The sequence below is a fragment of the Lactiplantibacillus sp. DA1 genome (assembly GCF_032681335.1).
Taxonomy (GTDB): domain Bacteria; phylum Bacillota; class Bacilli; order Lactobacillales; family Lactobacillaceae; genus Lactiplantibacillus.
The window spans coordinates 131561-156733 of sequence record NZ_JAWHTQ010000007.1; the positions used below are offsets into that span (position 1 = coordinate 131561).

Here is a 25173-nt window from a genome sequence, read left to right on the forward strand (position 1 = left end):
AGGAGGAATTTTTGTGTCTACACAAACGATCAGTCCTGAACAGGACTCTGAATTAGTCGCTTCCGTTGCTGCTGAACAACTTGGGATTAAGGCCGTGACATTGCGCAAATATAGTACCATGGTCGAAAAACAACTTAACGATGAAAACCGCTTCCGCCCTGCCGATAACAGTCATCGCTTATATACTGCCGCTGATCTAAAGATTTTTCAGACAGCCATCGAACTCGCCGAACAAGGCACAACATTAGCCACTGCGCTAGGACGGGCGTTTGGTGCCAAAGTCTCGACGCCAAAGCAACCAGTGGCAACAACGGCTCAGTCTGAGAAACCAGCGCCCGCAACTCCCACAAAATCGGCAGTCACTACGACAGCATCTATCGATCCCAGCAAAATGGCGCCAGCTGCCAAGCCAGATGGCCCGACTAATGCTGAACTCTATAAGCAGCAAGAGATGATCATCCGGCGCTTAGATTCACTCAGTGACCGCTTAAACCAAGTCCTTGTCCAACTTGATCAACAAGCCACCCAAGCAGCCAAACCTTGGTGGCATTTCTGGGAAAAGTAGCCATATGCTGGTCAACATACTTGCTCATCAGGCTTACTTTGGTAGCACAACAGTTAGCGTCCAAATTAACGCGTGCTGCCAGTCTTAAAAATAGACTACCTATGCGTTCATAGTTCAACTTAATTCACCCAGCGATGGCCGCTATCAATTTGTTAGGCAAGACGCAAAAGGCGCCCAGAATTAAATTCTGGGCGCCTTTTGCAGCTAATTGCCATGGCGGTTAGCAATTAGTTTTTTATCGAACTACTTTGTTGCAGCTAAGTGCTTTTCGTACGCATCTTTAATTTCATTAACTAAATCTTCATCTTTCAAGTCAGTCGTTTCACGAATAACTTGTTCGATTGGTTCATCCTTCAATAATTGTTGTAACTTAACACTTTCACTATCATTAGGATAGTTGAAGAAGAACATTTCACCAACTGTATCAACTAAGGCGCTGTAATCGCGACCACGTTCCTTCAATTCCCGAATTGGGCGAATGAAACGTTCGTTGAAACCTAATTTCCGAATTGGTGTCCGGCCGACCCGTTCAATATCATCAGAGATATATGGGTTTTCAAACCGACTCAAAATCTTCTTTTGATAAGCATGGTGCACTTCAGGATCAAAGCCCCACTTTTGAATCAACAAGTCGCCGGTTTCACCTAAAACGTGCTTAGCTTGGTCAACAACACTGTCATCCTTGACCGCTTCGCCAATCGTCTTGTAGCCCTTCATGTTACCAGTATAGGCTACGGTGGCATGACCCGTGTTAACGGAGAAGAGTTTCCGTTCAATGTATGGTTCCAAGTCGTCAGCATAATCAACACCCTTTAATTGAATCTTAGGGTTCTTCATCTGGGACTTGTCGATAACCCATTCCTTGAATGGTTCAACTGAAACGAATAATGGATCATCATGCTTTTGAAGCGGCACGATCCGGTCAACAGCAGCATTGGGAAAGCCTGCATTTTGGTCAGCCCAAGCTTGTTCGTCTTCATTTAATGATTCATAAACGGATTGCTTTAATGACTGACTGCCACCAATCATGTTTTCACAAGCAATGATATCAATTGGTGTCGTATTGTTGTTAGCTTGCCGTAACTTTAACCCGTCAGCAATTAATGGCGCGATGAACTTCAAAATCTTAGGTCCAATCGCAGTCGTAACCATATCGGCTTGGGCAATTTCTTCAGCAACCGCCTTAGGATCCTTACCGTTGTTAATCCCTTTAACATCGTGAACTTCAATATGTTCTTGGCCTTCAGCAGCCAATTCAATGGTATAACCATTCCGTTTGTTTAATTCGTCAATCAAAGTATCGTTAACATCAACGAAAGTAATCTTAAACCCGTTGTCAGCCAAGGTTTCGCCAATGAAGCCCCGACCAATATTCCCTGCGCCAAAATGTACGTCTAACATGCTAATCAACTTCCTTTAATAGATTTATGATTTCATCTTCAGATTGAGCGTCCGCTAACTTGGCAACGTTAGCCACGTCGCTGCAGTATATGGCAATCTGAGACAAGAGGTTCAAGTGTTCACCGTTCAACCCAGCGATTCCGAAGATAACCGTTACAGTCTTATCATCGTCGTTATCATCTGGATTACCCCAGCTCACACCCATTGGTACTTGGACCACGGAAATCCCGGTCTTTTTAATATACTTCATGCCATCTTCAGTACCATGGGGGATGGCAATGAAATTACCCATATATACGGAGACATCCTGATTACGAGCCTGCATTGCATCAATGTATTCTGGTTCGACACAACCGCCATCAACCAATAGTTGACCGGCTAAGCGGATGCCTTCTTCTTGCGTAGCCACTTGCTGGTTCAACGCAATCATTTTCTTATCTAAAGCTTCCATTGTTTTCACCTACGCTATTTTGTTAGTTCGTTCAAAAATGCTTTACTAATTAATTGATAAAGTTGCTGGCGATCGCCAGTCATAAACGTCTGCGTATTGGCCTGACTTTCAATGACTAGCGCGCTTAACTTACCCATCAACCGATTTTCAAAATCGCTGATATTGGCGGGTCCGAGCATCAGGACGATTCGTTGCAACCGAATCGATTGGTTATCCATACTCTTAAATGGTAATGGTTGATCAAGTTCGAAAATCGCACAATAAGGTGCTGTGACTTCCTGACTCAACGTGTGCACGAGCGCCAAATTCGTATTCGGAATGCCCACTGGCGCTAGTCCTAAACGGTGTAACAACCGCCCCGCTACCTCTAACGGATCGTGAATCAAATTCGAATCAATATGTCGCGTGATCTTAACTAGCGTCTCGGCCACCGTCTCATCATCATTGCGAATCGGTGTGATGGTAAAGCGGTCCAAAATCTGTTTGGCAATCGTCATCTGCTGATAAACGGTATCGAAATCTAGATTAATCGTGGTGTCCTCATCAACGGGTGAGTCCACTACTTTGGTACTCGGAAAATACTGATGAATATACTCTCGAAGTGCCGTCACTTCATTTTCGAGCAACAGCGGACTAACCACTCGATAATTCAACTTAAAGCCCGGTAAGGTCGTTGTTGACAAAATCATATCAAAATCTTGTAAGTGCACTTGACCGAGATTACCGATACGGGCGACCTCAATGGCAGTGATTTCGGGAACCAGTCGTGCTAATCGTGTCTTTAAGATCCGTGCCGTTGTCATCCCATTAGGACACAACACCAACACTTTCAGTGCTTGATGGCTCAACTGTTGCTCATAGGTACTGGCAAAATGAATCAACAAGTAGGTTAATTCATCCGTTGTAAAATCCTGGTCTTTAAAAACTTGTGCAAAGCCCCGCACCACTGCCGAATATAACTTTGGATACTGTTCACGAACTTCTTGCAACTCAGAGCTCACGGGTACCGGACCCGTAACACCATTGCGTTGCAGCGCAATTTGCATGTGCGCGGTCAAGTTGTTCAACAAGCGGTCATCCGTTCCAAACGACCAATTAAAGTTAGTGGCAACCGCATCGATAAACTGCTTGACCTGATAAGTCAACTGCAAATCATAGTTAGATAGTGACGCATCTTGGTCAATTCGAAACGTCAGTCCCTTGATTTGCTGGGCTAAAAAATCAATTTCCGCACCGGTGACCAAGGTTTTGGTCTCATCTGGCAATTGCGTCATGATAGCCAATGCAATCCGTTGATACTTTAAGAAGTCATCACGGTTAATACCTCGTAAATACGTTACTCGCCGCTGATGTTTTAAGCGCATCACCCCAGTAGTCAACGTGATAATTAACTGCTGTAGCTGTCCATCTGGCACTGATGCAAAGTACTTCTTCTTCAAGCTCCGTACTGCTTGGTAACACGTAATTAATGTCGTAGCGTCCAGCAAATTCAGAAAATACGATTGCTCATCACTGGCTGACACGGCTAGTCCGCGGTTCAACTTACCAATCGTTTTAAAAAACTCATAGTCGTTAATCTCATTATTTAGAATCGTAGCAAATAAATTACGGATACTGCCTTCTGTCCCAGCAATCTGAATTCCCCGCGACTTCAACCGTTCGATTGATAGTTCGTAATCATCAAACGGCGTCGTTAATGCCGTTAAATCATTTGAAATCGTTGCAATACTAACATCAAAGTCAAGTGCCAATTCCTTCAACTTTACAGAATGATCTGTCATTAACAATCGACATGCCAGGGCGTTTTGTCGCGTTTGCGAATCAAATGCCGGTGCAATTCGGCGATCAGCCGACAGCTGATTTTGAAACTGAACAAGTGCCGTTGAGGACCCGTTCAATTGGAAATGATGCTTTTCATTAACGATCTTTAAATCAGCATTGGCTAACACTAATTCTAGGTTGCTAAACTCGCGATAAATTGTTCGGCGACTACTGTTGAGACCGGTTTCAATCTGACTCATTGAAAGGCCGGCGGGATTCGCTAGTAGCAGCTGTAGCAACTCATCTTGACGTTGTGTAAACTTAACCATGATGCCACCTCATACGATAATGGTAATAATATCATTTTATTTCAATGCTGATACCATCTTATCATATTTAGGTGAACTCAATAGATCGTCAGTAATTAATACTTGGACCTGCGTGTAACGGGTCTTCAAGTTTTTAGCTGCTTCTGCACTTGAAACAACTAATAAACTATTATTATCAGCCAATTCGTCAATTCCTAAGTTCTTAACACTCACATGCTTGTTGGCTTTCTTGACCCGATCCTTCATCAAGGACGTTGCCATTGTGGCTGTTCCTAAATGACCATCGTGGTGAACAAAGACAATTTCATCAACAACACTCAAATCTAAGTTAGCTGGTAGGTCGTCGGGTGCAGCCGTCGTTGCTTGTGGTGCTGCGGATGCAGGTGCAGTTTCACTAACTTGATCACGAGCTTTTAAGTTAACCACAACTTGATCATACTTTGGACTGCTCAAGAAGTTGTCAACGGCTAACCGTAAGGCGTGTGGTGCTTTTTGTGCCGCACGATCGGCTAATTCGTTTTGCGTAATCACTAATAAACCAGGTTCGTCTTTCAAATTGCTAATCGCCGTGTTCGTGACAGACATGCTAATGCCGGCCTTCTTGACCTTGTCCCGTAATAAGGAAGCCCCCATTGCAGATGATCCCATTCCGGCATCACAGGCAAAGATAATATGGTCAACATCTTTGTATGAAGCGATTACATCAGCTGGTTCAGCGTCAGTTGCACCGCCGGCTTCAGTATTACCGCTCTTCATGTCGCTCATTTTACCTTGAGCAGCGGCTAAGTCATCACTATCAGTTGACTTATCACGTTTCAAAACAATCGCCGCAACGATAAACGATGCTAAGGTTGCTAATGTTACCCCGATAATTAAACCGATATAGTTAGAAACACTCTTTGGTGACATTAATAGTAACGAAATAATTGAACCAGGTGAAGGCGTTGAACGTAAACCAACGTTTAGTAAACTAAAGGTGGCCGTCCCAGTAACCCCACCAGCGATAACAGCTAGGAACAACGCTGGCTTCATTAATACGTATGGGAAGTAAATTTCATGAATCCCACCAAGAAAATGAATAATAATCGCACTTGGTGCGGAGGCCTTAGCAGTCCCCTTACCGAACAAGGCAAAGGCTAATAATACACCAAGACCTGGACCTGGATCTGGTTCAAGTAAGAACAGAATTGACTTACCCGCACTAGATGCAGCTTGAATCCCAAGTGGTGTCAAAATACCTTGGTTAATCGCGTTATTTAAGAATAAAATCTTGGCCGGTTCAATGAAGACGTTGGCTAATGGTAATAGCTTCATCTTAATGATCCAGTCAACACCGGCAGCCATAGCAGCACTTGCACCAGCAACCAATGGGCCGATTGCAAAGTAACCCAGGATTGCTAGTAACATCCCGATAATCCCAGCGGAGAAGTTGTTAACCAACATTTCAAACCCGCTCTTAATCTTATCAGAAATGGCATCATCCCACTTCTTAATGCACCAACCACCTAAAGGTCCCATAATCATGGCACCGATAAACATTGGAATCGAAGAACCAACAATGACACCCATAGTAGCGATCGCACCAACGACCCCACCACGGTGACCGGCAAACAAAGTCCCACCAGTAAACGCTATCAATAATGGCAATAAATAATGAACCATGGGCTGAATCATCTTAGCTAATCCAGCGTTTGGCCACCAACCACCGGCCATAAAGATGGCGGTAATTAAACCCCAAGCAATGAAGGCACCGATGTTCGGCATAACCATATTACTTAGTGCACTCCCAAATTTTTGAACGCGAGCCTTAACGCCCAGTTTCTTTTTCGCAACAGGAGCGCTTTGGGTTGCATTCGTATTTACATTTTCACTCATCAGGTAAAGCTCCTTCCTTTTTCTTAACAACTTAATCATATCCGCCGTGGTAAGCGGTTTCAAGAACTTCTAGGTAGACCCGTGGCACAGGAAACTGTGCCAGAATTAAACTCAAAGATTCACAAACAAATAAGTTGGCACAAAATTCTACAACGCTGTCAAAACAGTAACAATAGCAATATCGATAAATTGTCCGTATCAGTTATGATTGCATTTTCACAAATGATTTTAATTAATCGACACACTTTATGACCGATATGATTCTCATCAATTTATTATTTTGTCGCTAAAATTCAAGATGCCGTTGAATTTCGCCACCAAGCTCCTATACTTATAGATAACTAAGGAGTGACCTATTAATGAAGAAAGATTCAGATTGTACCGAAATATTGGTTGGGAAAGCTGCTAGCATGGATGGTTCGACCATCGTTGCCCGCAACGAAGATGGCTACGGCCCAATTAATCCGATTAAGTTTATTGTGCACGAAGCCCACGACCAAACTAACGCCAGCTACACTTCCGTAACTACCGGCGTCACCGTTCCGCTGCCTGATCATGCCTACCGCTACACCGCAACCCCCCAAGCCGATCAAAGTGATGGGCAGTACGAGGAAGCTGGGATCAACGAATTAAACGTCGGGATGAGCGCAACTGAAACCACTGCCACCAATGCCCGCGTACTCGGTTACGATCCGCTCGTCCATGATGGCGTAGATGAAGAAGCCATGGTCACCCTCGTTTTACCCTACATTAAAAGTGCTAAGGAAGGTGTCCAACGCTTAGGCGCCCTAATCGAAAAATACGGGACTGGTGAAAGCAACAGTATCGCCTTTAACGATCACGATGATATCTGGTTGTTCGAAACCGCTGGTGGTCACCATTGGGGGGCAGTTCGGATGCCCGAAGACACCTACGCAATTGTTCCCAACCAAACCGTGGTGCAAGAGATGGATCTCAACGATACCGACAATTTCCTAGGTGCCAGTGATTTAGTGGACTTCGTTGAAAAGTATCACCTCAACCCAACACCCGGTCACTTTAATTTCCGTGAAATCTTCGGTACCCAAAGTGAGGCGGATGCTTATTACAACACTCCACGGACATGGTATGGTCAAAAACTATTTAATCCCGAAATCCAACAGAATCCCACTGATCAAAACATGCCGCTATTCCGACAACCAAACAAAAAATTGGCTATTGAAGACGTCCAGTTCTTCTTGTCTTCACACTATAACGGGACGCCTTACGATCCATTTGGCACTTTCGCTTCTGGTAACGCCCGTGAACAAACACGTTACCGGTCTATCGCGATGGATCGCAATCAGTGCTCATCTATTCTGCAAATCCGGAATGACGTACCTGCTAAGCAAGCCGCCATTCAATGGATCGCACTAGGTTTCTTCGCTTACGCCCCATACGTGCCCTTCTTTACCAACATCAATGACACGCCGATTGATTATCGCAATACAACTAGCACGGTCAGCGTTGATAACGTCTACTGGTTATCAAAAACGCTCTCCGTCTTGATTGAACCACACTGGCATGAATTTTCTGAAACGGTCAATGCCTATCGCGACGGTTGTCAATCATATGCCCGTAGCCGGGTTGCCGCAACCGACGCAGCCATTGCCGGCAATCCGACCGATTTCTTGACCAAAGCCAATAGCGAAACCGCCGCCGAAATTTCCAACCGGACCCATGCGTTGTTTGATACTTTGGTTAAGCAAGGGCTGTTGTTATCGAAAACGACTTGGGAAAAAGGACAAAATCTATAAATAAGCCAAAAATGATTCGACTGCTAACTATCCTAGTAGTCGAATCATTTTTTACTTTACATGAGTACTTATTAAAAAGCCGTGCTTCACAACGCAATCGTTATGAAGCACGGCTTTCAAATCATTTTTAGCTTAATTAAAATTAATACTTCTTGCTTAACTTGCTAGCAGCCGCTTCGTCAATGATAACGGTAACGTCTGGATGGTTTTGCAAGATACTTGCTGGTAATTCAGGAGTGTCTGGACCTTCAATCATACCCTTAACCGCATCAGCCTTGTTTTCGCCGAAGGCTTCGAGCAATAAATGCTTGCTCTTCATGATGGAAGCTAAGCCCATTGAGAAAGCTTGCTTAGGAACATCATTTTCGCTGGCGAAGAACCGCGCGTTAGCTTCAATCGTTGATTCAGTTAAATCAACCACGTGCGTCGTAATATCGCGAGGAGTACCTGGTTCGTTAAAACCAATGTGACCATTACGGCCAATCCCTAAGATTTGTAAGTCAATTGGGTGTTCGTCAATCACTTTGTCGTAACGCTTAACTTCAGCTTCTGGATCTGAAGCTAAACCGTTTGGCAAGAATGATTCCTTAAATGGCTTGTCATTGAATAAATGTGTTTGCATGAAGTATTTATAACTTTGGTCGTTGTCTGGTGCAATCCCAACGTATTCATCCAAGTTAACGGATGTGCAGTCACTGAAATCTAAGTCACTATTAACGATTTCTTTGTAAGTTGTAACGGGTGTCGAACCAGTTGCCAACCCAAATACTTTCGCACCATTGTCTAAAGCATTCTTAAATACTTTGTAGCCTTCTTTTCCGCCGGCAGCTTGATCCTTTACTACGATAACTTTCATAATTAACTGACTCCCTCTTTGTTTGGTATAGTCCAATTGTATATTGGTCTAGACTAAAATTCAAGAGGTTTGTCTGAAATATTTCACTTTTATTTTTTGCAATCGTTATCATTGTTAAACTGTCAAGCCAAACTCCTTTAATAAATTAATTGTATTTTTCGATAATTTTGCCTATACTTAACATGTTCGTAACTCCGTGGAACGTGAGAAACTCCACGACTAGCCAAGGCTGCAAAGCCATTGGCTATTTTTTTTGCGCTCATACACCTACGCCAACCATTTATTTGTTCACGTTTCAATCAAACTATCCAATATTTACATTGCAATTGGTAACGGCTAAAATTAACTTTGTACGGAAGATATATATTACATAAAGGGAGGTGTTAACCGCGAATCATGTCAAGCAATACCGGTTAATGGCCGGATTCTCACAAAAAGAACTCGCCAGCAAGACTGGCATCACCCGTCAAACCCTGAGCTTGATTGAAAAGGGCACCTATAACCCATCACTGAAACTCTGCCTCAACCTCTGTCACGCACTCAACCAAACACTCGATACTGTCTTTTGGGTCGAACTCAGTTAGGAGATCCCTACCATGAAAAAGATTCGTGACGAACGTTTAATTTTACAAAATTTCAAGAACATTCGCACCACGTTGTTAATTGAGAATAGTGCTATCTTACTGATTTTATTTTGGCAAGGCTGGCAAAAAAACAATCTTCAGCAGGCCTTTACGTACGACAATCCGTTGTATATTGTCCTGATGATTGCCGTTTTTACCATGATTGTTCTATCTGTTAATGTCAGCACTCCAATGGCAGACAAACCCAAACGGTCATGGCGCTACCTTGGCCTGTGGGCACTCCTCGAATTAATCGGTTTCACCGCCCTATTTTACTTTCTGATTGCGACAAATCAGCCGTTCATTAGTCTGCTTGCTGGCATCGCCCTGACCGCCGTCACTAGCGGTATCATGCTGTATATTAATCACCTGCGTGATTGTGATTAATATCAGCTATCGACTAGCTGGTACCATTCTAATCACATTTGCGGTAAACTATTCCCAGAAATTCAACGGAGACGAGGTTTTTGCTATGGAACCAACTTTTAACAAAATGACTGCGGCCGGCTACCATGCCATCGAACAGGAAATTGAGGACTTAAAGCAACAACGGCCCGAGCGAATCAGAATTCTGGCTGCAGCAGCAGCACTGGGTGATCGTTCTGAAAATGCCGAGTATAGTAGTGCCAAACGAGACTTGGGTCGCTTAGAAAGTCGCCTGCGTTATCTCAACAAGCAGTTGCAGTACGCCCAAATCGTCCAACCGGCTGACAACGATCAACTCGATATCGGTAAATTCGTGACCATTGAATTTCTGGATGATCATGACCAAATCACCTATCAATTAGTGGGGAAACAGGAAGCCAATCTCGAACAACAAAAAATCTCATTCACATCTCCCATCGGTCAAGCGCTCGCTAATCATACTGTTGACGATGTGGTCACTGTGAACGCACCGAACGGGGCTTATCAAGTTAAGGTAATCGCGGTTAAGCGCGCGTAATAAAATAGTTATGCCAATCGATCGGAAGCTTATCTTTATTTTTTTGAATCAAAAATACACTTTCTGAAGCGTATACGTGTTAAAATAAAGGCAGTAAAAAAGCCGGTACGTTAATACCGACTTGAATCAAGGCCCGCTCTAAGAGCAGTTGGCTTTAAATTTAGATAATCAAAGAACAGTCACCCAATACCGGCCAAAGTTTTGGGGTGGCTATTTTTTGTTTCTGGAGTTCCATACCTGATACATCGCTAGTGCGATGCTCAAAATGATTTGCAAGAAAGCAAACCAAACAGGTAGAGTGACCACGGCTGAAAACCTTTCCTAGTGTGGGAAACGTATTTGTCATACTACCACGACCTTTCAAGATGAAAACAGCCAACCGCCCTTAAAACATACCTATAAACACATTTTACCAGATAGTGGCTCACAGCTACACAGTTAGCATTTTGTATGATTAAAAAAGCCAATCGCTACTGCACCATGTATTGCGATTACGCTGATATCACAAACCAATCATCAACAAGCAGTTGTCCATAAAAAGATAGCGACGAGTTATCATCACAACGTCGCTATCTTTTTTCTATATCATTCAAATTAAAATTCCTGGTACACTGCTGGATCTTGATTATTCAAGCGACCATCCGCTTGGTTCAAGCCATTAATTGTTGCCATATCAGCTGCACTGATTTCAAAATCAAACACGTCCATATTACCTGCTTGACGGCTCGGCGTTGACGACTTCGGAATCGGCAAGGTCCCTAACTGTAGTTCCCACCGTAAAATCAACTGACCAACATTTTTATGGTAGTGCGCTGCAATCTCTTTGAGCGTCTCATTTTGAAGCATCTCACTCGCCCGGCCAAGAGGACTCCAATCTTGCGTCAAAATACCGTGTGCTTGATCATAATCCCGTTGTGCCTGCTGGTTAAAGTACGGATGTAATTCGACCTGATTAATGACGGGTAAAACACCCGTTTCTTTGTTTAACCGTTCTAAATGTTCTGGTAAGAAATTCGAGACCCCAATCGAACGAATCAAGCCTAACTTCTGGGCATCAATCAGTGCCTGCCAAGCTTCAACATAATGGTCTTCCTTAGGGTTAGGCCAATGAATCAAATATAAATCATAATAATCCAGGCCAGCTCGATATAATGATTCTTGAATCGTATTGATAGCTTCCGTGTAGGTGTGGTGGCGACCAGGAAGTTTTGATGAAATCAAGAGTTCCGAACGCGGTACTGACGAACGCCGAACCGCTTCACCAACAGCCCCTTCATTTTCATAGTTGAAGGCCGTATCTAATAATCGGTAGCCGCGATCAATCGCTGAGTCGATCACTTGCACACCATGAGCACCATTCAGTTTATATGTTCCAAAGCCAATTTTAGGTACCGTTAAACCATCACGTAACGTATAAGTTTCCAACTTAAGCCACTTCTTTCTTCTAAATTAAACTATCATTGTTAAATTATCGTTAATCTTCTGAACGATCAGCCAAGGCATCACGAATCGCTGCTTCAAATGTTGCCGGCCTTGTCGTTGGGGCGTAGCGTTCGAGCACACGGCCATCACGACCAATCAGGAATTTTGTAAAGTTCCACTTGATTCGACCATGGCCAGCCGCCTGTTTGAGGTAAGTAAATAACGGATCAGCGTCATCACCATTGACCATCACCCGTTTGGTCATGGGGAATGTTACCCCATAGTGCCGTTGACAATAGTCATGGGTCTCATCGTCATCCGCCTTTTCTTGATGAAATTGATTGGATGGCAATCCCAAGACCACTAGGCCCTCCTGCTGATACTTCTGATAAAGTTCTTCTAATCCTTTAAATTGCGGCGCCAAGCCACAGTTGCTAGCCGTATTCACGATTAGCAAGACTTGACCGCGATATTGTGACAAGTCAAGCGACGCACCACTCATCTCAGTTTCTGTAAAATCATACACTGATTCTGCCATCGAGATACCTCCTAAGATTATTAATCAATTAAGTTACTTTACCCATAGTAAACCACAAAATTGTGACTTTTCATCATACTTTGCTCTCATCCTGAGAATATTGATTGCGCTTACCGCTCTTATCCGTTACACTAAACGTATCATTCATAGCAACTGGGGTGCCATCACGGCTGAGATAATACCCATTGAACCTGAATCTGGACAATGCCAGCGCAGGGAGCAATGCTTTTATTTGGGGAACCATCAATTCAGACTTAGCCGCCTGCCACCAATACTCGTGGTAGGCGTTTTTTGTCGCTTAGATGCGTGAATGACAAACTACTTTTGGGAGGATTTAACAATGAAATGGGTTAAATCATGGTACTTGAACGATATTATTTTACTGGCACTAATTGGTATTTTCTTTGGTGCCATCTTTATGGGGACTAATTTTGTTTATAACATTTTAAGTGCGGCCCTGACACCATTTGGTCTAAGCGGTCTGGCTAATGAACTACTACTTGGCTTATGGTGCATGCCCGGCATGTTAGCTGGCTACCTTATTCGACTAAAGGGTTCGGCAACGCTAGGTGAGCTCCTCGCAGCAACCGTCGAAATGTTTTTCGGTGGTCAATGGGGCATCACCACATTGATTTCTGGTGTCGTGCAAGGATTTGGGGCCGAACTAGGTTATATCGTCACTGGCTACAAACACTATGACTGGTTAGGCTTAACGGCTGCGGCCGCAACAACTACTGTGGTCACCTTTGGTTGGGACCTTGCCCGTAATGGTTACTATAAATTACAGCTATGGCTCTTAATCTTATACGTGGTCGTTCGCTTTATTTCGATGTTTGTTTTTGGGGGTCTGCTAACTAAAACCATCACTGACCTACTTGATCGCAGCCATGTTTTAAAATCAACGCACTAATACACTTTATAAAATGGAGGCTTTCTCGAATGGCTAGTATCGTGCTGAATAATTTAACTTACACCTATCCACAGGCGTCGACACCCATTCTGGATCGCGTAACCCTAACACTACCACGGCAAAGTTTCATCCTATTGACGGGGCCATCGGGAACAGGTAAGTCGACGCTCCTAAAGCTGATTGCAGGCTTACTACCCCTGACTCCAGCTCACGGCACCATTACCTTTGATGGTCAGTCATTAACTGCTAGCAACGCTAATCAGCGCACACAACGCGTCGCGATGATGTTTCAGAATCCTAATCAGCAGTTTGCCATGGATACCGTTGAAAATGAACTAATTTTTGCACTTGAGAACTTACAAGTACCTCGTGACCAAATACCGGCCCGCTTACTTAGTGCACTTGACTTTGTCGGTATCCGAAACTTGCAGTCACGACTTTTAAATCATTTATCCGGTGGCGAGAAACAGAAGGTGGCCCTTGCCATCATTGTTGCTATGGACAGCGATGTCATCCTACTTGATGAACCCTTTGCTAGTGTCGATCCTGCCGCACGAGCCGGCTTGTTAGACCGGCTCGTGGAACTACGCAATCAACATGGGAAGACAATCATCTTGGCGGATCATGACCTAACAGGTTACGAACAGCTCGTCGATCAAGTCGTCCAAATCAAGGACCAGCACTTACAGCTCATTGACCGCACCACCTGGTCTGAGTTATTTTCAGCCTTTACTGAGCAGCCACAACGGTCATGGTCAGCACCGCAACGCGTTGAACGCCCTTGTTTTCAACTTGATCACGTCACTTTACAGGCAGGTGATCGCCAACTATTAGTACCGACAACGCGTCAATTGTTAGCACAACACAATACGCTGATCACGGGTCCTAACGGTAGTGGTAAATCCACGTTATTTGAAGCCCTCGTCCGTCTGCATCCCTATACTGGCGAAATTCGTTACGAAGGGACACCTATCGACAAGCTAAAACGCAAACGCTATGCCCGCCACGTCGCCTTGCTTTTTCAGGACGCTGAGACCCAGTTTTTAAACATCACGGTCGCTGAAGAACTGGCTCAAAGTAAACGCTATGCGTATGGCGACTACTTTACCGCGGACCGTATTCAAACGGCCTTAGTGCAACTCAACTTATCCGGTCGTGATGAACAAGTCATCTATACTTTGAGTGAGGGACAGAAAAAGAAACTACAAATTCTGCTCATGTTAATCATGCAGTCACCAGTTCTACTCATGGATGAACCCTTAAAAGGGCTAGATTTGCATTCGATCAATGCCCTGGTCGCGTTATTACAGACCACCCAAGCGGCAACTAAGCAGACGCTGATTATTATTAGTCACCAGTTAACCGGCCTGATGCCATTGATTGACTATCAGCTACACTTTGAAAATCACCATTTAGATTGGGTGGTGCGATCATGAATCCTAGCATGAAATTATTATTACTACTCATCATTGCGCTAGAAATTTCATTCACGACAATTGTAAGTTTGAACGTGGCACTGATTATTCTGGCACTGATTTACCTGCTCGGTCACCGAACTCGGCTTCGAACATTAGGGTGGTTGCTACTCATTCCGTTGCTACCAGCAATTGGACTTTGGAGTACCCAGTACATTAACGGTAGCGGTGACAAGACTTTGATGGCCTGGGTCCTGTTCACACGAATCTATGCGTTTGTTTTTACGGGCGCTACTTTTACGCTCACGACTGACGTCTTACAATTAACCGATTCGCTTGAGCAAAACTGGCATTTACCCGCCAAATTTGCATATGGCGTCCTCGCCGCGTATAACTTGGTACCACGGATTCAGCACGAAGTTCAAGTGATTCGGGCTGCTGGTCTGATGCGTGGGCAGGTCCTGTCCTTCTGGTCGCCACAGCTCTACTTTAAAGCAATTTTGGTCTCTATCAATTGGTCGCAGAACCTTGCCCAGGCCATGCGCTCCCATGGTTTTGTCGAAGATGCACCCCGCACTCACTATCGTCAGATTCCACTGACTAAGTTGGATTGGACCATTGTGATTAGCGGCGTCTTGCTTTTACAAGTCGGCGCCTTCGTCATTCCGTGGCGCTAGTGGTCTCATTCACTGAATAAGCACTAAATTAAAACAGGTTTTCTCAATTATGAGAAAACCTGTTTTTGGGTAATATTCCCCACTTAGGTCGGGACACACTAACAACAAGTTGACCTTAATTCATGCTTTCAGCCGATCAATTTGTTGCCGTAATGCCTGAATAGCAGCTGTAGAAGACGTCGGGTCTGCCATTAATTGATCATACTTGAACTGAAGTACTGCTAAGTCAGCTTCTACCGCTTTAGGCACTTTAACAACTTTGTCAGGATCAACTAATTGGTGCGTCTCGAATTGCAACACCCGAGTAGCAACGGCCTGGCGAAACGGTTCATCATGTGAAACAAAAATTACCGTTCCAGGATAATTTTGTAAGTAATCGGCCAACGCATCCAGCGCGTCCACATCCAAATAATTGGTTGGTTCATCTAACATTAAAACGTTATATTGACCGACTAAAATACGAACTAGCTGTAATTTAACCAGTTCACCACCACTTAACGCCGATACCAGTTGCGGATAAAAGCGTGCTGGCAGGCCCAACGCACCCATGACGTTGCGGATCGTTTGATCCGGTAACTGACTGACTTGCCGCACTGTTTGCCACACTGAATGTTTACCGTCGAGCACTGTCATATCTTGATTGAATACTCCGACTCGTGCCGCCGGAGCCAATCGTAATCCTGACACCCGGCCACCTAACATTGCACGCAGTAATGTGGTCTTACCGCTACCGTTGGGCCCCACGATAGCAACCCGATCATGTGGCCTGATTTGAAAGTCAGCGTGCGTTAACAACGTTTTTCCATATTCAGCCAGTGTGACATTAAGACCAGTCACCACGGTCTTACCTGTAAACGTCGGAAAATCTGTCGCTACCAATTTAAAACCGGAAGTCGTAAAGGGCTTAGCAACTTGTGGTTCCCGTTGTCCTCGGGCGACCATGCGTTTAGCCGTTCGTTCCATTTTTGCTGCTGTTGCTTCTCTAGTCGCTTTCGTCTTGGCACGCTCTACTCGCGACATTCGCCGATTACCTTTCCGAATCCGCTGGGCTTTTTCATTACGTTGGCGTTGGGCTGCTAGTAACTCACGCTGATGGGTGTTTTGGCGCTGATATGTGGCTTCCTGAGTTGCGAGTTGCTGCGCTTTTACCGTCTGATAATATGCGTAATTGCCTGCATATGCGGTGAATTTTTGGTGTTCAACCGCCCAAGTCTGTGTCGTCACAGCATTTAATAATTGCCGATCATGTGAAATCAACAGCAGCAACCCACGAAAACGTTGTAACTGATTAATAAGCCATTGCTGATGTGTTTCATCCAAATTAGATGACGGTTCATCTAGAATTAAAATTGTTGGCCGGGCGCTCAAAGCCTGCCGAATTCTGGTTAGCATAGCTTGACCACCACTTTGGTCAAAAGTCGGTGCGATTTGGGCAACATAGCTGACTGGCTCGTCCACCATAATTTGCCCCGTATAATCACGATCAGTACCCGTCAGTAAATGGGCCAGTGTTGATTTACCAGCACCGTTCCGCCCAACCACGCCGATTTTATCCCCGGCATTGGCGACTAATCGGTCAATTGTAAATAGTGGCCGTCCCGCCATATCTTTTTGAATATTTTTTAAATTAATCATTGTCATTAATAAGCATCCCCTTAGTTGCAGGGACTAATTCATGGCACAAAAAAACGTCCTCAAAATGAGAACGCTGGCAATTGATTCCACCAGCACCCTAATTAATCCCAAAACGGACAGTCCACCCCTATCGCTAGGCATGGCTCTGTTCAGTTACTAGAATTAATTAGTTGCGCATTGGCTGAATACCTCGTGTTTTATAAGTTACTTTGTAGATTAGCATGTTTAATTTCAATTTGCAAGAACCATTGTCTTTTTTTAGCTTTTTCAGTAAACTAAAATTACTTTCAGAAAGCAGGTGTTAGCTTGAAAAAGATCATTGCAATTACCGGCTTCGCAATGCTAGGTGGTGGTCTCCGGGAGGGGCTTAGTTTGCTCGTCACTTGGCCACAACATTTCTGGATAACGTGTCTGATTAATATTGTGGGAGCATTTGTTCTTAGCCTGATTACTAACTTGTTACCAGCGCGGTTACCCGTCTCTGAAGATATTGTCATCGGTATGAGTGTCGGGCTCGTTGGTAGCTTTACTACTTTTTCCACCTTCACTTTTGAAACGCTACAATCGTTTCAAAATGGTCATAGCGTTTTAGCTTTAAGTTATGTCGCTGCTAGCTTAGGGTTGGGTTTGCTAGCGGGGCTAGCTGGAAACTTCCTTAGCACCTATTGGCTACCAAAGGAGGAATTTTAATGTTAGTCCTAGTCGGATTGGCCGGTGCCGGCGCAGCTGTAGGTGCCTTAAGTCGTTACGGCATCATGCGCTTAGCACTACCTCTCAATCGATGGCCGTTACCAATTGCCACGTTATTTATCAATCTAACCGGCGCTTTATTGCTCGGTTGGATTTTAACCAGCTCATTACCGCCCAACTGGCAGATTTTTCTAGGAACTGGGATTATGGGTGGCTATACGACTTTTTCAACAATGATCAACGAACTCGTGTTGCTCGGCCGTAACCACCATCAACGGGTCGCCTGGGAATACTTTGGCTTGAGTCTCGTCGGTGGCCTAGTCATGGTTTATCTCGGAACTTTAATCTAACTCAAAAAACAGGAAGTCTCACAAAACTAACTGAGATTTCCTGTTTTTGTTCAATGACTATTTAGTTCCAACAAGCCGCCTTTACGGCTAGCGTGCCGATGACACTAGTTTTAACCACGCTCATCTTTATCTTTCAAATTACGTGGTAGCATTTCCGAATAATGCAACTCCGGCAATCGCCACGACGATCAGGCCTAACCATAATGCGATTTTAAATAAAAACAACCCAATCACAATCATGAACACCCAACCGATAATTTTAAAACCAATTTTAAAGATAACTTTGAGCAACCATAAACCAATTACTAAAGCAATCAATAAACCGATCATCTATGCGCTCTGCGAAGAGAGCTTCCCTCCTTACAAGTCCCATCATGGGTACCTTGCCAGTTAGTATAGCACGCGCTATGCAGCGGCAGACTGATTGCAGTCGTAAATTAAGAGAAGCTTAATTTTGCAACGCCGCAACTTGTCGCACCATCGCTAATTCTTCGTTAGTTGGGATCAACATCACTTTAATCTTGGAATCTGCGCCACTGATGAGTCCCTCTTGACCCGCTTCATTTAATTTCGGATCCAGGGTCACACCAAAGATGCTCAGTTCATCAACAATTTGCTGGCGCAAGGTCGCATTATGCTCGCCAATCCCGCCCGCAAAAATCAGCGCGTCCACTCGTTTTAATTCTGTTAAATAACTGCCAGCGTACTTAGCAATCCGGTTGACAAAAATTTCAACGGCCAAACGTGCTTGTGAATTAGTCGTTTCCTGTGCGCGAATTTCACGCATATCCGGTGAAATTCCCGAGACACCTAATAGCCCTGATTGATTGTTGAGCATCATCATAATTTCATTTGGATCATCAACATTTAGGACCTTCATGAGAAATGGTAAGATGGCCGGGTCAACATCACCCGCGCGCGTCCCCATTGTGACACCCGTTAATGGCGTAAAGCCCATGGAAGTATCGAAGGCCCGTCCATTTTTAACAGCTGCTAAGGAAGCACCACTGCCCAAATGTAACGTCACAAGATTAACCTCAGCTTTGGGCTTAGCCAATAATTCTGCAGCCCGGCCGGTTAAGTAACCATGGGAAATACCGTGTTCACCGTAACGGCGAATATGGTATTTCTGGGTCAATTCATATGGCAAACTGTAAATTGCATTCATTTCTGGCAAATCGGTAAAGAACTGACTATCGAATACCGCGTACTGTTTAACAGTCGGTAAAGCCTGAGCCATCGTCTCAATACCACGCGCCTCCATCGGATTATGCAATGGGGCAAAGTCGCTAAGCCCCTTGATGGCTTCGAGTACGGTTGGCGTTACTTCAACCGCTTGTTTGAATGTCTCCCCACCCGCAACAACCCGGTGAGCAACTGCCGTAATTTCTGTTAATGAATCAATAATGGCCAATCGTTGTAATTCAGTCAACAACATTTGTGCCGCGTGATTCTGATCTAAGTTATCGACCGTCGTCTCAAATCTTTGATGGTCACCATACTTGATAGTAAAGATCGAACCTGGCATACTGATTCGTTCAACGAGGCCACTAGCAACCACCGTTTCAGCAGGCATGGCAAATAATTGCCATTTTAATGACGAGCTACCCGCGTTAATAATCAATGTTTTTTGCATATCTCAATCAACTCCCATGTAATAGAATACCGAACTTTTCTGAAAATTGCTCAACTTTTTTCAATCTCACTTGTCCAACATCCTAACACTGGTATCAATCATTCGCTGCTAATCAACCGGAACATGTTATTATTAAGACGTTAACTTTTACAGATTAGAGGAACCCAATTAATGACGACCACAACCGATGTCGACCTAGTCCAAACTGGATTAGCGCACTTAATTCACCACACGCGTAAACAAATCGAATCATTAACTAAAGCATTAGACCACCTGCCTGATGCCAGTGACTTGCAAGTAAAGGGCACGTTATTAAAAACATATGCCAGTCAGATTGACGGCCATCATCACTTCGTTGAATTACCTGACTATCAACATCCCGGTCAACAACTCAGTATTAAGCTCGATATAAAAAAAACAATTATGGAAAATGCCGAAGATTATTTTCATCGATATCGCAAGAGCAAACGTGGCCAAGCAACCGTTCAACAAAACTTGACAACGGCCAAAACCGAACTACACCAACAATTAGCGACTCAGGCAGCCTTTGACCCTGATGATTCAGAAGCGGTCGCTGCTCTTAAGCAATCACTGATTGTTGCGGGCGCGATTCATACCCACGTTTTACACTCATCTAAGGCCCCAACCCCCGCCCATCCCCGCCGCTTTTACACGCATGACCACGTACTGGTTGAAGTTGGTAAAAATAGTCATCAAAACGACCACCTAACATTGACGGCTCGTAAGGATTACTACTGGATGCATGCTGGTGGTGAAATTCCGGGCTCACATGTGGTCATTCACAGTAATCACCCGAGTGAGCAAACATTGCAAGAAGCGGCTGTGTTAACGGCCTACTACAGTAAGGGTCGTCAGATGAATCGCGTTCCCGTTGATGTGCTCACCGTTGGCCAGATGCGTAAACCCAAGGGTGCTAAGGCCGGGCTTGTCACCTTTAGTGGCCTTGCACGCACAATCACCGTTGTCCCCGATGCTACTTTAGCCGCTGAATTACGCGACCAGGAGGATATTCACCATGACGCCGATTGAAACTTATATTGCTAGCGCACCACAAGCCTATCAACCGCAATTAATAGCCTTACAGCAAACCATTGCGGCTGTCTTACCAGAAGCAAAAGAACAGTTAAAGTACCAGATGCCGACCTTCTATTGGCACGAAAACGTCATTCACTTTGCGTTATTTAAGCACCATTTTGGCCTGTACCCAACACCAAGTGCCATCGATGCTTTTCATGATCAGTTAATCGATTATAAAACTAGTAAAGGGGCCATCCAATTTCCACTGGATCAGCCCCTACCACTTGAATTGATTACTGCTATTACCGAGTTTCGTCGTCACGAAATCATATCAAAATACGACCTTTAGGATTACCGCTGCCACCAAGACTGTTTAAGAAAATCAATGGCGGTGACGTCACTCAGCGCAATCGGCTTCACAACACCCGCTTCTTGATTCAAAAAAAGCTTACGGTCGTCCACGGCTGCAATCAAGCCACTCGGTTGGTGACCATCACTTAAAGTTAATCGGACCACGCAGTTTAACTCATAAGCTTGCAATAACGACGCTTCAATTGGTTTCAGCTGTTCCATTAGATCACCTCATCGAAATAGTAGCTCCATCATAGCACATTTTTAGAACGTACGTTCGATAAAAACTATTACATTTTGATGACGTTGATATACCGGTTATTTGTAATAATCAGCAATTCCGTGGGCCAACTAATTAAGTTGTTAACTACCGGAGTTACCGAACATTCACTCAGATTGCTTTAAAATCACCCGGATTCAGTTTGTCTTCAGTTAGCGGCAACACAGAATTTATTATCATATTGTTTGCATAATCGAGCTAAAAAAGTAGCACTCAAAGACGTCAGTCACGTTTGACCCATAATTCATCATGAAGCTTAACGGCCACTCACTAGCATTACGAATGCTAGTGAGTGGCCGTTACCATTGCGTTGATGATGCTTACTGCAAAATCGCGGTAATCGCTTTAACTTCATCATCACTAAAGGTTAAATTATTTGTCGCTTCAAGGTTCGCGTGCAAATGATCAATACTGGTCGTACCGATAATGACACTGGTAACGATTTGTGACCGCAGCAACCAAGCTAATGCCATCTGCGCTAAGGTTTGGCCCCGTTGTTGAGCAATTTGATTCAAGTCATTCAACTGCTTGACCACATTAGTCATCCCCTGATCAAATAAATATTTATTTGTCCGATGAATCGGAAAATCAGCCGGAATTTCTTGCAAGTAACGCTGCGTCAATAGCCCTTCAGCTAATGGACCGTATGCCACTAATCCTGCATTATGCTGACCTAAATAATCAATCAAGCCCGTTGTCTGAGCTTGTTGGTTCAGCATATTATATGAATACTGATTAACCGTAAACGGCGTATGCATCTCATTAAAATATTTAATCATCGTCGCCGTCTGCTCTCGGTCATAATTTGAAATTCCCACATACAGCGCCTTGCCTTGTCGTACCAATTGATCAAGTGCTGCGGCTGTTTCACGTAAATCAATATCAGGATCTGGGCGATGTGAATAAAAAATATCCACGTAATCTAAGTGCATCTGTTTGAGACTGCGATCTAGTGAACCAATCAAGGTCTTGCGCGAGCCAAAAGCCCCATATGGTCCCGGCCATGCTGGATATCCAGCTTTAGTCGTAATCACTAATTCATCGCGGTATGGCTTCAAATCTCGTTGCATGATTTGTCCAAAAGTCCGTTCAGCTGATCCCTTCGACGGTCCATAATTATTCGCTAAATCAAAGCTAAAAATACCATGATCAAAAGCATCTAACACCACTTCTCGTGAATTAGCAAATGGTGCTTCATCGCCAAAATTGCGCCATAACCCTAACGAGACCACCGGTAATTGCAACCCAGTCTTTCCTACTCGCCGAATTGGTAGTTCATCATAGCGCGTTGGTGCTGCTGCATATGTCATCATTGCTCACCCCATCTAATTTTTAAATACTATTTATATTATACCGCGCCTGCATTATTGGTACGGATCAAACGCTTATGATTACAAAAAAAGGCAGTCCTCGCCATTGCCAGGACCACCTCACTTAGGAGTTTATATGTGATGTCTGCTGTTGCTGCCTGAATCGATCTCGATTTGAAATAAAGTTCAACAGTATGCGGTTATTCCAAACCACTATCTATTGTAGACCGGAATGTCCAGTTCGTTAAGTCCGACCCGTTAAAATTGTGTTAACCGATTGTAGTACGCTAAGTACTGTCGACTATGGATGGCATCCACCACAATTTTGGTCACACTAGTATTGGCCGGCTCTGGCAGGCTCATCGGATCACTTGGTTTCAAAACGGCTAAGACCATTGCTTTAACGGTAAATCCGTGTGTCACGACAATGATCCGCTCATCTGGATGTGCTTGAGCTGTTGTTGTCAAGAATGCCTGCACCCGTTGTTGTACTTGTGCAAAGGATTCACCATCCGTAGCAACTTCCACATAACTAGGCAAAACATCCTGCAAAAGCGGATCAAAGTATTGCGGGTAAGCCGCTAACAGTCGCGTATTATCCTGTCCATCCCACTGACCGTATGAAATTTCCAATAATCGCTCATCTAGGCTAATCGGTAGCCCCCGACCTTGATTTAAGATTGCAGCCGTCGCCTGAGTACGATCGAGTGGACTACAAATCAGGCGATCCGCAAAACTAATATCAAACGTATCATGTAAATCTTGCGCTTGTTGCTGACCAATGGGATTCAAATGTGTAATCGCCGTATTGATCGTACCTTGTTTTAAATTTTGAGCATTGGCCGTTGTTTGACCATGTCGTACCACGTAAAAGGTTGTCATCGTGCGCCTCCAAGATTAAATTGTTATTAATTATACTGATTGTGTCACAGTTTTTTCTCATTATCCAGCTTGACAAACCACAAAGTGCTTGCTAAATTAGTACCAACGCAATTAACCTACTGGCGCTAATGCCAGTTTAACGAAGGGGAGTCGTACTGATGATTTTATTTAAGCATATCAATCATAATATCAGTTCCTCCTGGTCTACACACCTATCTGTGTTGGCCTAATTTTGCGTATGCAAATCAGCCCGAACACGGATGTTAAACATTCGCTACCGGGTGCAATTGCTTAAACTTGCTATTACTCGTCCTGGTAGTCGAATCTGACTGCGAGGACTTTTTTTATTCCCCTAATTAATCAATTGAAAGCGAGGATCTTATATGTCAATTTATAATTTTTCTGCCGGCCCCGCCGTCTTACCACGGCCAGTCATCGCTCAAATTCAAGCGGAATTGCCATCATTTCAAGATTCCGGCATGAGTATTTTAGAAATATCACACCGCTCTAATTTATTCGAACAAGTCCTACACGATGCTGAACAAGACCTTAGAGATTTGCTGACGATTCCTGACAATTATCACGTACTCTTCTTTCAAGGTGGTGGTACATTACAGTTTACAGCTGCCCCACTAAATCTAGCACGTCATCATCGCATCGGGTTACTTGACAGTGGCCATTGGGCACAACGCGCCGCTGCAGAAGCCGAACGGGTTGGCACAAAGGTCCATGTTTTAGCCAGTGGTGCCGAGACACACTTTAAACAACTACCAATCTTAGCACGACCCGTTGATCAAAATCTTGATTATGTTCATCTGACCACTAATAATACTATCGAAGGGACGATGACGACCGCCTTGCCTAATACGGGGCGCGTCCCACTTGTTGCTGATATGTCATCGAATTTCTTAGGTGAGTCCTACCAAGTAAGTGATTTCGGACTGATCTTTGCCGGTGCCCAGAAGAACCTTGGCCCAGCCGGTCTAACAATTGTGATTGTACGTGATGATCTAATCGGCCACGTTGACAATCTGCCCAGCATGTTGGATTATCAGCTATTTGCAGCGAAAAATTCAATGTTCAACACACCACCGGTTTTCACCATCTACGCGGCAGGACTCGTTCTAAAGTGGCTAAAACAGCAGGGCGGCCTTGATACAATCGTTGCCCGTAACCATGCTAAAGCTGCCTTACTTTACGACTTTTTAGACCAGTCACGACTATTTACTAACCCTGTTAAGACTAGCGATCGATCAACGATGAACGTGCCATTTATCACCGGCAATACCGACCTAGATAATCAAGTTATCCAAGATGCTCAAGAACACGGATTAGTCAATCTGAAAGGCCATCGCTTAGTGGGCGGGATGCGTGCGAGTCTCTATAATGCCATGCCGCTAGCTGGTGTTCAGGCGCTCGTCGACTACCTAGATAATTTTGAAGCCCATCATCGTTAGGAG

General features: G+C 44.3%; 26 protein-coding genes and 1 riboswitch. Of the genes, 13 read left to right on the forward strand and 13 right to left on the reverse strand.

The window, feature by feature from the left end; all coding sequences use genetic code 11:
* The first annotated feature begins 13 nt into the window (after positions 1-13).
* Positions 14-565 carry a hypothetical protein gene (locus RXV91_RS12085; RefSeq protein ID WP_316440057.1) on the forward strand — a complete coding sequence of 184 codons (552 nt, stop codon included), beginning with the start codon at positions 14-16 and terminating at the stop codon, positions 563-565.
* A 243-nt stretch (positions 566-808) separates the two neighbouring features.
* Here RXV91_RS12085 and RXV91_RS12090 read toward each other — a convergent pair whose 3' ends face one another.
* The 4 genes from RXV91_RS12090 to RXV91_RS12105 are packed head-to-tail and all read right to left on the reverse strand — an operon-like array spanning position 809 to position 6382.
* Positions 809-1966: a mannitol-1-phosphate 5-dehydrogenase gene (locus RXV91_RS12090; protein ID WP_316440058.1), complete on the reverse strand. Its 1158-nt coding sequence runs from the start codon at positions 1964-1966 to the stop codon at positions 809-811.
* Position 1967: 1 nt separating this feature from the next.
* Complete coding sequence (locus RXV91_RS12095) at positions 1968-2417, reverse strand: PTS sugar transporter subunit IIA (protein WP_003641824.1); 450 nt, start codon at positions 2415-2417, stop codon at positions 1968-1970.
* Positions 2418-2431: 14 nt separating this feature from the next.
* On the reverse strand, positions 2432-4507 hold the full coding sequence (locus RXV91_RS12100; RefSeq protein WP_316440059.1) for a PRD domain-containing protein: 2076 nt from the start codon (positions 4505-4507) through the stop codon (positions 2432-2434).
* A 36-nt stretch (positions 4508-4543) separates the two neighbouring features.
* Positions 4544-6382: a PTS mannitol-specific transporter subunit IIBC gene (locus RXV91_RS12105; protein ID WP_316440060.1), complete on the reverse strand. Its 1839-nt coding sequence runs from the start codon at positions 6380-6382 to the stop codon at positions 4544-4546.
* Between the two features lie 359 nt (positions 6383-6741).
* On the opposite strand from RXV91_RS12105, the gene RXV91_RS12110 reads away from it, so the two are divergent.
* Positions 6742-8157 (forward strand): C69 family dipeptidase, encoded by a 1416-nt coding sequence (locus tag RXV91_RS12110; RefSeq protein ID WP_316440061.1) that lies wholly within the window; start codon positions 6742-6744, stop codon positions 8155-8157.
* Between the two features lie 142 nt (positions 8158-8299).
* Here the strand turns inward: RXV91_RS12110 and RXV91_RS12115 are convergent, their stop codons facing one another.
* A complete protein-coding gene (locus RXV91_RS12115; protein WP_316440062.1) occupies positions 8300-9013 on the reverse strand; it encodes a glucosamine-6-phosphate deaminase in 714 nt (237 codons plus the stop codon).
* Positions 9014-9393: 380 nt separating this feature from the next.
* On the opposite strand from RXV91_RS12115, the gene RXV91_RS12120 reads away from it, so the two are divergent.
* From RXV91_RS12120 to greA, 3 genes are all read left to right on the forward strand, one after another.
* A complete protein-coding gene (locus RXV91_RS12120) occupies positions 9394-9597 on the forward strand; it encodes a helix-turn-helix transcriptional regulator (RefSeq protein WP_316440063.1) in 204 nt (67 codons plus the stop codon).
* 12 nt (positions 9598-9609) lie between these two features.
* Positions 9610-10023: a hypothetical protein gene (locus tag RXV91_RS12125; RefSeq protein WP_316440064.1), complete on the forward strand. Its 414-nt coding sequence runs from the start codon at positions 9610-9612 to the stop codon at positions 10021-10023.
* Between the two features lie 85 nt (positions 10024-10108).
* Positions 10109-10579: a transcription elongation factor GreA gene (gene greA, locus RXV91_RS12130; protein WP_011100924.1), complete on the forward strand. Its 471-nt coding sequence runs from the start codon at positions 10109-10111 to the stop codon at positions 10577-10579.
* Between the two features lie 594 nt (positions 10580-11173).
* Here greA and RXV91_RS12135 read toward each other — a convergent pair.
* Positions 11174-12004, reverse strand: coding sequence for an aldo/keto reductase (locus RXV91_RS12135; protein WP_316440065.1), 831 nt, complete (start codon positions 12002-12004; stop codon positions 11174-11176).
* Positions 12005-12053: 49 nt separating this feature from the next.
* Positions 12054-12539 (reverse strand): glutathione peroxidase, encoded by a 486-nt coding sequence (locus RXV91_RS12140; protein WP_316440066.1) that lies wholly within the window; start codon positions 12537-12539, stop codon positions 12054-12056.
* A gap of 144 nt (positions 12540-12683) precedes the next feature.
* Positions 12684-12777, forward strand: a riboswitch (TPP riboswitch).
* Positions 12778-12879: 102 nt separating this feature from the next.
* On the opposite strand from RXV91_RS12140, the gene RXV91_RS12145 reads away from it, so the two are divergent.
* The 3 genes from RXV91_RS12145 to RXV91_RS12155 are packed head-to-tail and all read left to right on the forward strand — an operon-like array spanning position 12880 to position 15541.
* The gene (locus RXV91_RS12145) at positions 12880-13449 is read left to right on the forward strand and encodes an ECF transporter S component (RefSeq protein WP_003643692.1); all 570 of its coding nucleotides are present in this window, start codon (positions 12880-12882) and stop codon (positions 13447-13449) included.
* A gap of 29 nt (positions 13450-13478) precedes the next feature.
* On the forward strand, positions 13479-14885 hold the full coding sequence (locus tag RXV91_RS12150) for an ABC transporter ATP-binding protein (protein WP_316440067.1): 1407 nt from the start codon (positions 13479-13481) through the stop codon (positions 14883-14885).
* Positions 14882-15541 (forward strand): energy-coupling factor transporter transmembrane protein EcfT, encoded by a 660-nt coding sequence (locus RXV91_RS12155; RefSeq protein WP_003646368.1) that lies wholly within the window; start codon positions 14882-14884, stop codon positions 15539-15541. The genes RXV91_RS12150 and RXV91_RS12155 overlap by 4 nt, the downstream gene beginning before the upstream one ends.
* A gap of 120 nt (positions 15542-15661) precedes the next feature.
* Here the strand turns inward: RXV91_RS12155 and RXV91_RS12160 are convergent, their stop codons facing one another.
* On the reverse strand, positions 15662-17182 hold the full coding sequence (locus tag RXV91_RS12160) for an ABC-F family ATP-binding cassette domain-containing protein (RefSeq protein WP_316440068.1): 1521 nt from the start codon (positions 17180-17182) through the stop codon (positions 15662-15664).
* 300 nt (positions 17183-17482) lie between these two features.
* On the opposite strand from RXV91_RS12160, the gene RXV91_RS12165 reads away from it, so the two are divergent.
* Positions 17483-17866 carry a CrcB family protein gene (locus RXV91_RS12165; RefSeq protein ID WP_316440069.1) on the forward strand — a complete coding sequence of 128 codons (384 nt, stop codon included), beginning with the start codon at positions 17483-17485 and terminating at the stop codon, positions 17864-17866.
* A complete protein-coding gene (locus RXV91_RS12170; protein ID WP_003641805.1) occupies positions 17866-18216 on the forward strand; it encodes a CrcB family protein in 351 nt (116 codons plus the stop codon). The genes RXV91_RS12165 and RXV91_RS12170 overlap by 1 nt, the downstream gene beginning before the upstream one ends.
* 138 nt (positions 18217-18354) lie before the next feature.
* Here the strand turns inward: RXV91_RS12170 and RXV91_RS12175 are convergent, their stop codons facing one another.
* Both RXV91_RS12175 and RXV91_RS12180 read right to left on the reverse strand, forming a co-directional pair.
* Positions 18355-18534, reverse strand: a complete 180-nt coding sequence (locus RXV91_RS12175; RefSeq protein ID WP_015639870.1) for a hypothetical protein — start codon at positions 18532-18534, stop codon at positions 18355-18357.
* A gap of 130 nt (positions 18535-18664) precedes the next feature.
* Positions 18665-19852: an acetate kinase gene (locus RXV91_RS12180; RefSeq protein WP_316440070.1), complete on the reverse strand. Its 1188-nt coding sequence runs from the start codon at positions 19850-19852 to the stop codon at positions 18665-18667.
* A 171-nt stretch (positions 19853-20023) separates the two neighbouring features.
* Here RXV91_RS12180 and RXV91_RS12185 point away from each other — a divergent pair, with 171 nt between their 5' ends.
* Both RXV91_RS12185 and RXV91_RS12190 read left to right on the forward strand, forming a co-directional pair.
* Entirely contained in the window at positions 20024-20902 is an 879-nt protein-coding gene (locus RXV91_RS12185) for an NFACT RNA binding domain-containing protein (RefSeq protein WP_316440071.1), read from the forward strand.
* Positions 20889-21239 carry a DUF1801 domain-containing protein gene (locus RXV91_RS12190; RefSeq protein ID WP_316440072.1) on the forward strand — a complete coding sequence of 117 codons (351 nt, stop codon included), beginning with the start codon at positions 20889-20891 and terminating at the stop codon, positions 21237-21239. Before RXV91_RS12185 ends, RXV91_RS12190 begins: the two co-directional genes overlap by 14 nt.
* A gap of 2 nt (positions 21240-21241) precedes the next feature.
* Here RXV91_RS12190 and RXV91_RS12195 read toward each other — a convergent pair whose 3' ends face one another.
* The 3 genes from RXV91_RS12195 to RXV91_RS12205 form a co-directional block, all read right to left on the reverse strand.
* The gene (locus RXV91_RS12195) at positions 21242-21463 is read right to left on the reverse strand and encodes a hypothetical protein (protein ID WP_316440073.1); all 222 of its coding nucleotides are present in this window, start codon (positions 21461-21463) and stop codon (positions 21242-21244) included.
* A 378-nt stretch (positions 21464-21841) separates the two neighbouring features.
* Positions 21842-22831, reverse strand: a complete 990-nt coding sequence (locus RXV91_RS12200) for an aldo/keto reductase (RefSeq protein WP_316440139.1) — start codon at positions 22829-22831, stop codon at positions 21842-21844.
* Between the two features lie 258 nt (positions 22832-23089).
* Positions 23090-23713, reverse strand: coding sequence for a histidine phosphatase family protein (locus tag RXV91_RS12205; protein ID WP_021730490.1), 624 nt, complete (start codon positions 23711-23713; stop codon positions 23090-23092).
* A gap of 383 nt (positions 23714-24096) precedes the next feature.
* On the opposite strand from RXV91_RS12205, the gene serC reads away from it, so the two are divergent.
* Positions 24097-25170: a 3-phosphoserine/phosphohydroxythreonine transaminase gene (gene serC / locus RXV91_RS12210; RefSeq protein ID WP_316440074.1), complete on the forward strand. Its 1074-nt coding sequence runs from the start codon at positions 24097-24099 to the stop codon at positions 25168-25170.
* Positions 25171-25173 lie beyond the last annotated feature (3 nt).

Bases quoted from the DNA above. Each gene is read 5' to 3' on its own strand.
- RXV91_RS12090 (WP_316440058.1), bottom strand. From the start codon at position 1,966: ATGTTAGACGTACATTTTGGCGCAGGGAATATTGGTCGGGGCTTCATT.
- RXV91_RS12095 (WP_003641824.1), bottom strand. From the start codon at position 2,417: ATGGAAGCTTTAGATAAGAAAATGATTGCGTTGAACCAGCAAGTGGCT.
- RXV91_RS12100 (WP_316440059.1), bottom strand. From the start codon at position 4,507: ATGGTTAAGTTTACACAACGTCAAGATGAGTTGCTACAGCTGCTACTA.
- RXV91_RS12105 (WP_316440060.1), bottom strand. From the start codon at position 6,382: ATGAGTGAAAATGTAAATACGAATGCAACCCAAAGCGCTCCTGTTGCG.
- RXV91_RS12110 (WP_316440061.1), top strand. From the start codon at position 6,742: ATGAAGAAAGATTCAGATTGTACCGAAATATTGGTTGGGAAAGCTGCT.
- RXV91_RS12115 (WP_316440062.1), bottom strand. From the start codon at position 9,013: ATGAAAGTTATCGTAGTAAAGGATCAAGCTGCCGGCGGAAAAGAAGGC.
- RXV91_RS12125 (WP_316440064.1), top strand. From the start codon at position 9,610: ATGAAAAAGATTCGTGACGAACGTTTAATTTTACAAAATTTCAAGAAC.
- greA (WP_011100924.1), top strand. From the start codon at position 10,109: ATGGAACCAACTTTTAACAAAATGACTGCGGCCGGCTACCATGCCATC.
- RXV91_RS12140 (WP_316440066.1), bottom strand. From the start codon at position 12,539: ATGGCAGAATCAGTGTATGATTTTACAGAAACTGAGATGAGTGGTGCG.
- RXV91_RS12145 (WP_003643692.1), top strand. From the start codon at position 12,880: ATGAAATGGGTTAAATCATGGTACTTGAACGATATTATTTTACTGGCA.
- RXV91_RS12150 (WP_316440067.1), top strand. From the start codon at position 13,479: ATGGCTAGTATCGTGCTGAATAATTTAACTTACACCTATCCACAGGCG.
- RXV91_RS12155 (WP_003646368.1), top strand. From the start codon at position 14,882: ATGAATCCTAGCATGAAATTATTATTACTACTCATCATTGCGCTAGAA.
- RXV91_RS12160 (WP_316440068.1), bottom strand. From the start codon at position 17,182: ATGACAATGATTAATTTAAAAAATATTCAAAAAGATATGGCGGGACGG.
- RXV91_RS12170 (WP_003641805.1), top strand. From the start codon at position 17,866: ATGTTAGTCCTAGTCGGATTGGCCGGTGCCGGCGCAGCTGTAGGTGCC.
- RXV91_RS12180 (WP_316440070.1), bottom strand. From the start codon at position 19,852: ATGCAAAAAACATTGATTATTAACGCGGGTAGCTCGTCATTAAAATGG.
- RXV91_RS12185 (WP_316440071.1), top strand. From the start codon at position 20,024: ATGACGACCACAACCGATGTCGACCTAGTCCAAACTGGATTAGCGCAC.
- RXV91_RS12190 (WP_316440072.1), top strand. From the start codon at position 20,889: ATGACGCCGATTGAAACTTATATTGCTAGCGCACCACAAGCCTATCAA.
- RXV91_RS12195 (WP_316440073.1), bottom strand. From the start codon at position 21,463: ATGGAACAGCTGAAACCAATTGAAGCGTCGTTATTGCAAGCTTATGAG.
- RXV91_RS12200 (WP_316440139.1), bottom strand. From the start codon at position 22,831: ATGACATATGCAGCAGCACCAACGCGCTATGATGAACTACCAATTCGG.
- RXV91_RS12205 (WP_021730490.1), bottom strand. From the start codon at position 23,713: ATGACAACCTTTTACGTGGTACGACATGGTCAAACAACGGCCAATGCT.
- serC (WP_316440074.1), top strand. From the start codon at position 24,097: ATGTCAATTTATAATTTTTCTGCCGGCCCCGCCGTCTTACCACGGCCA.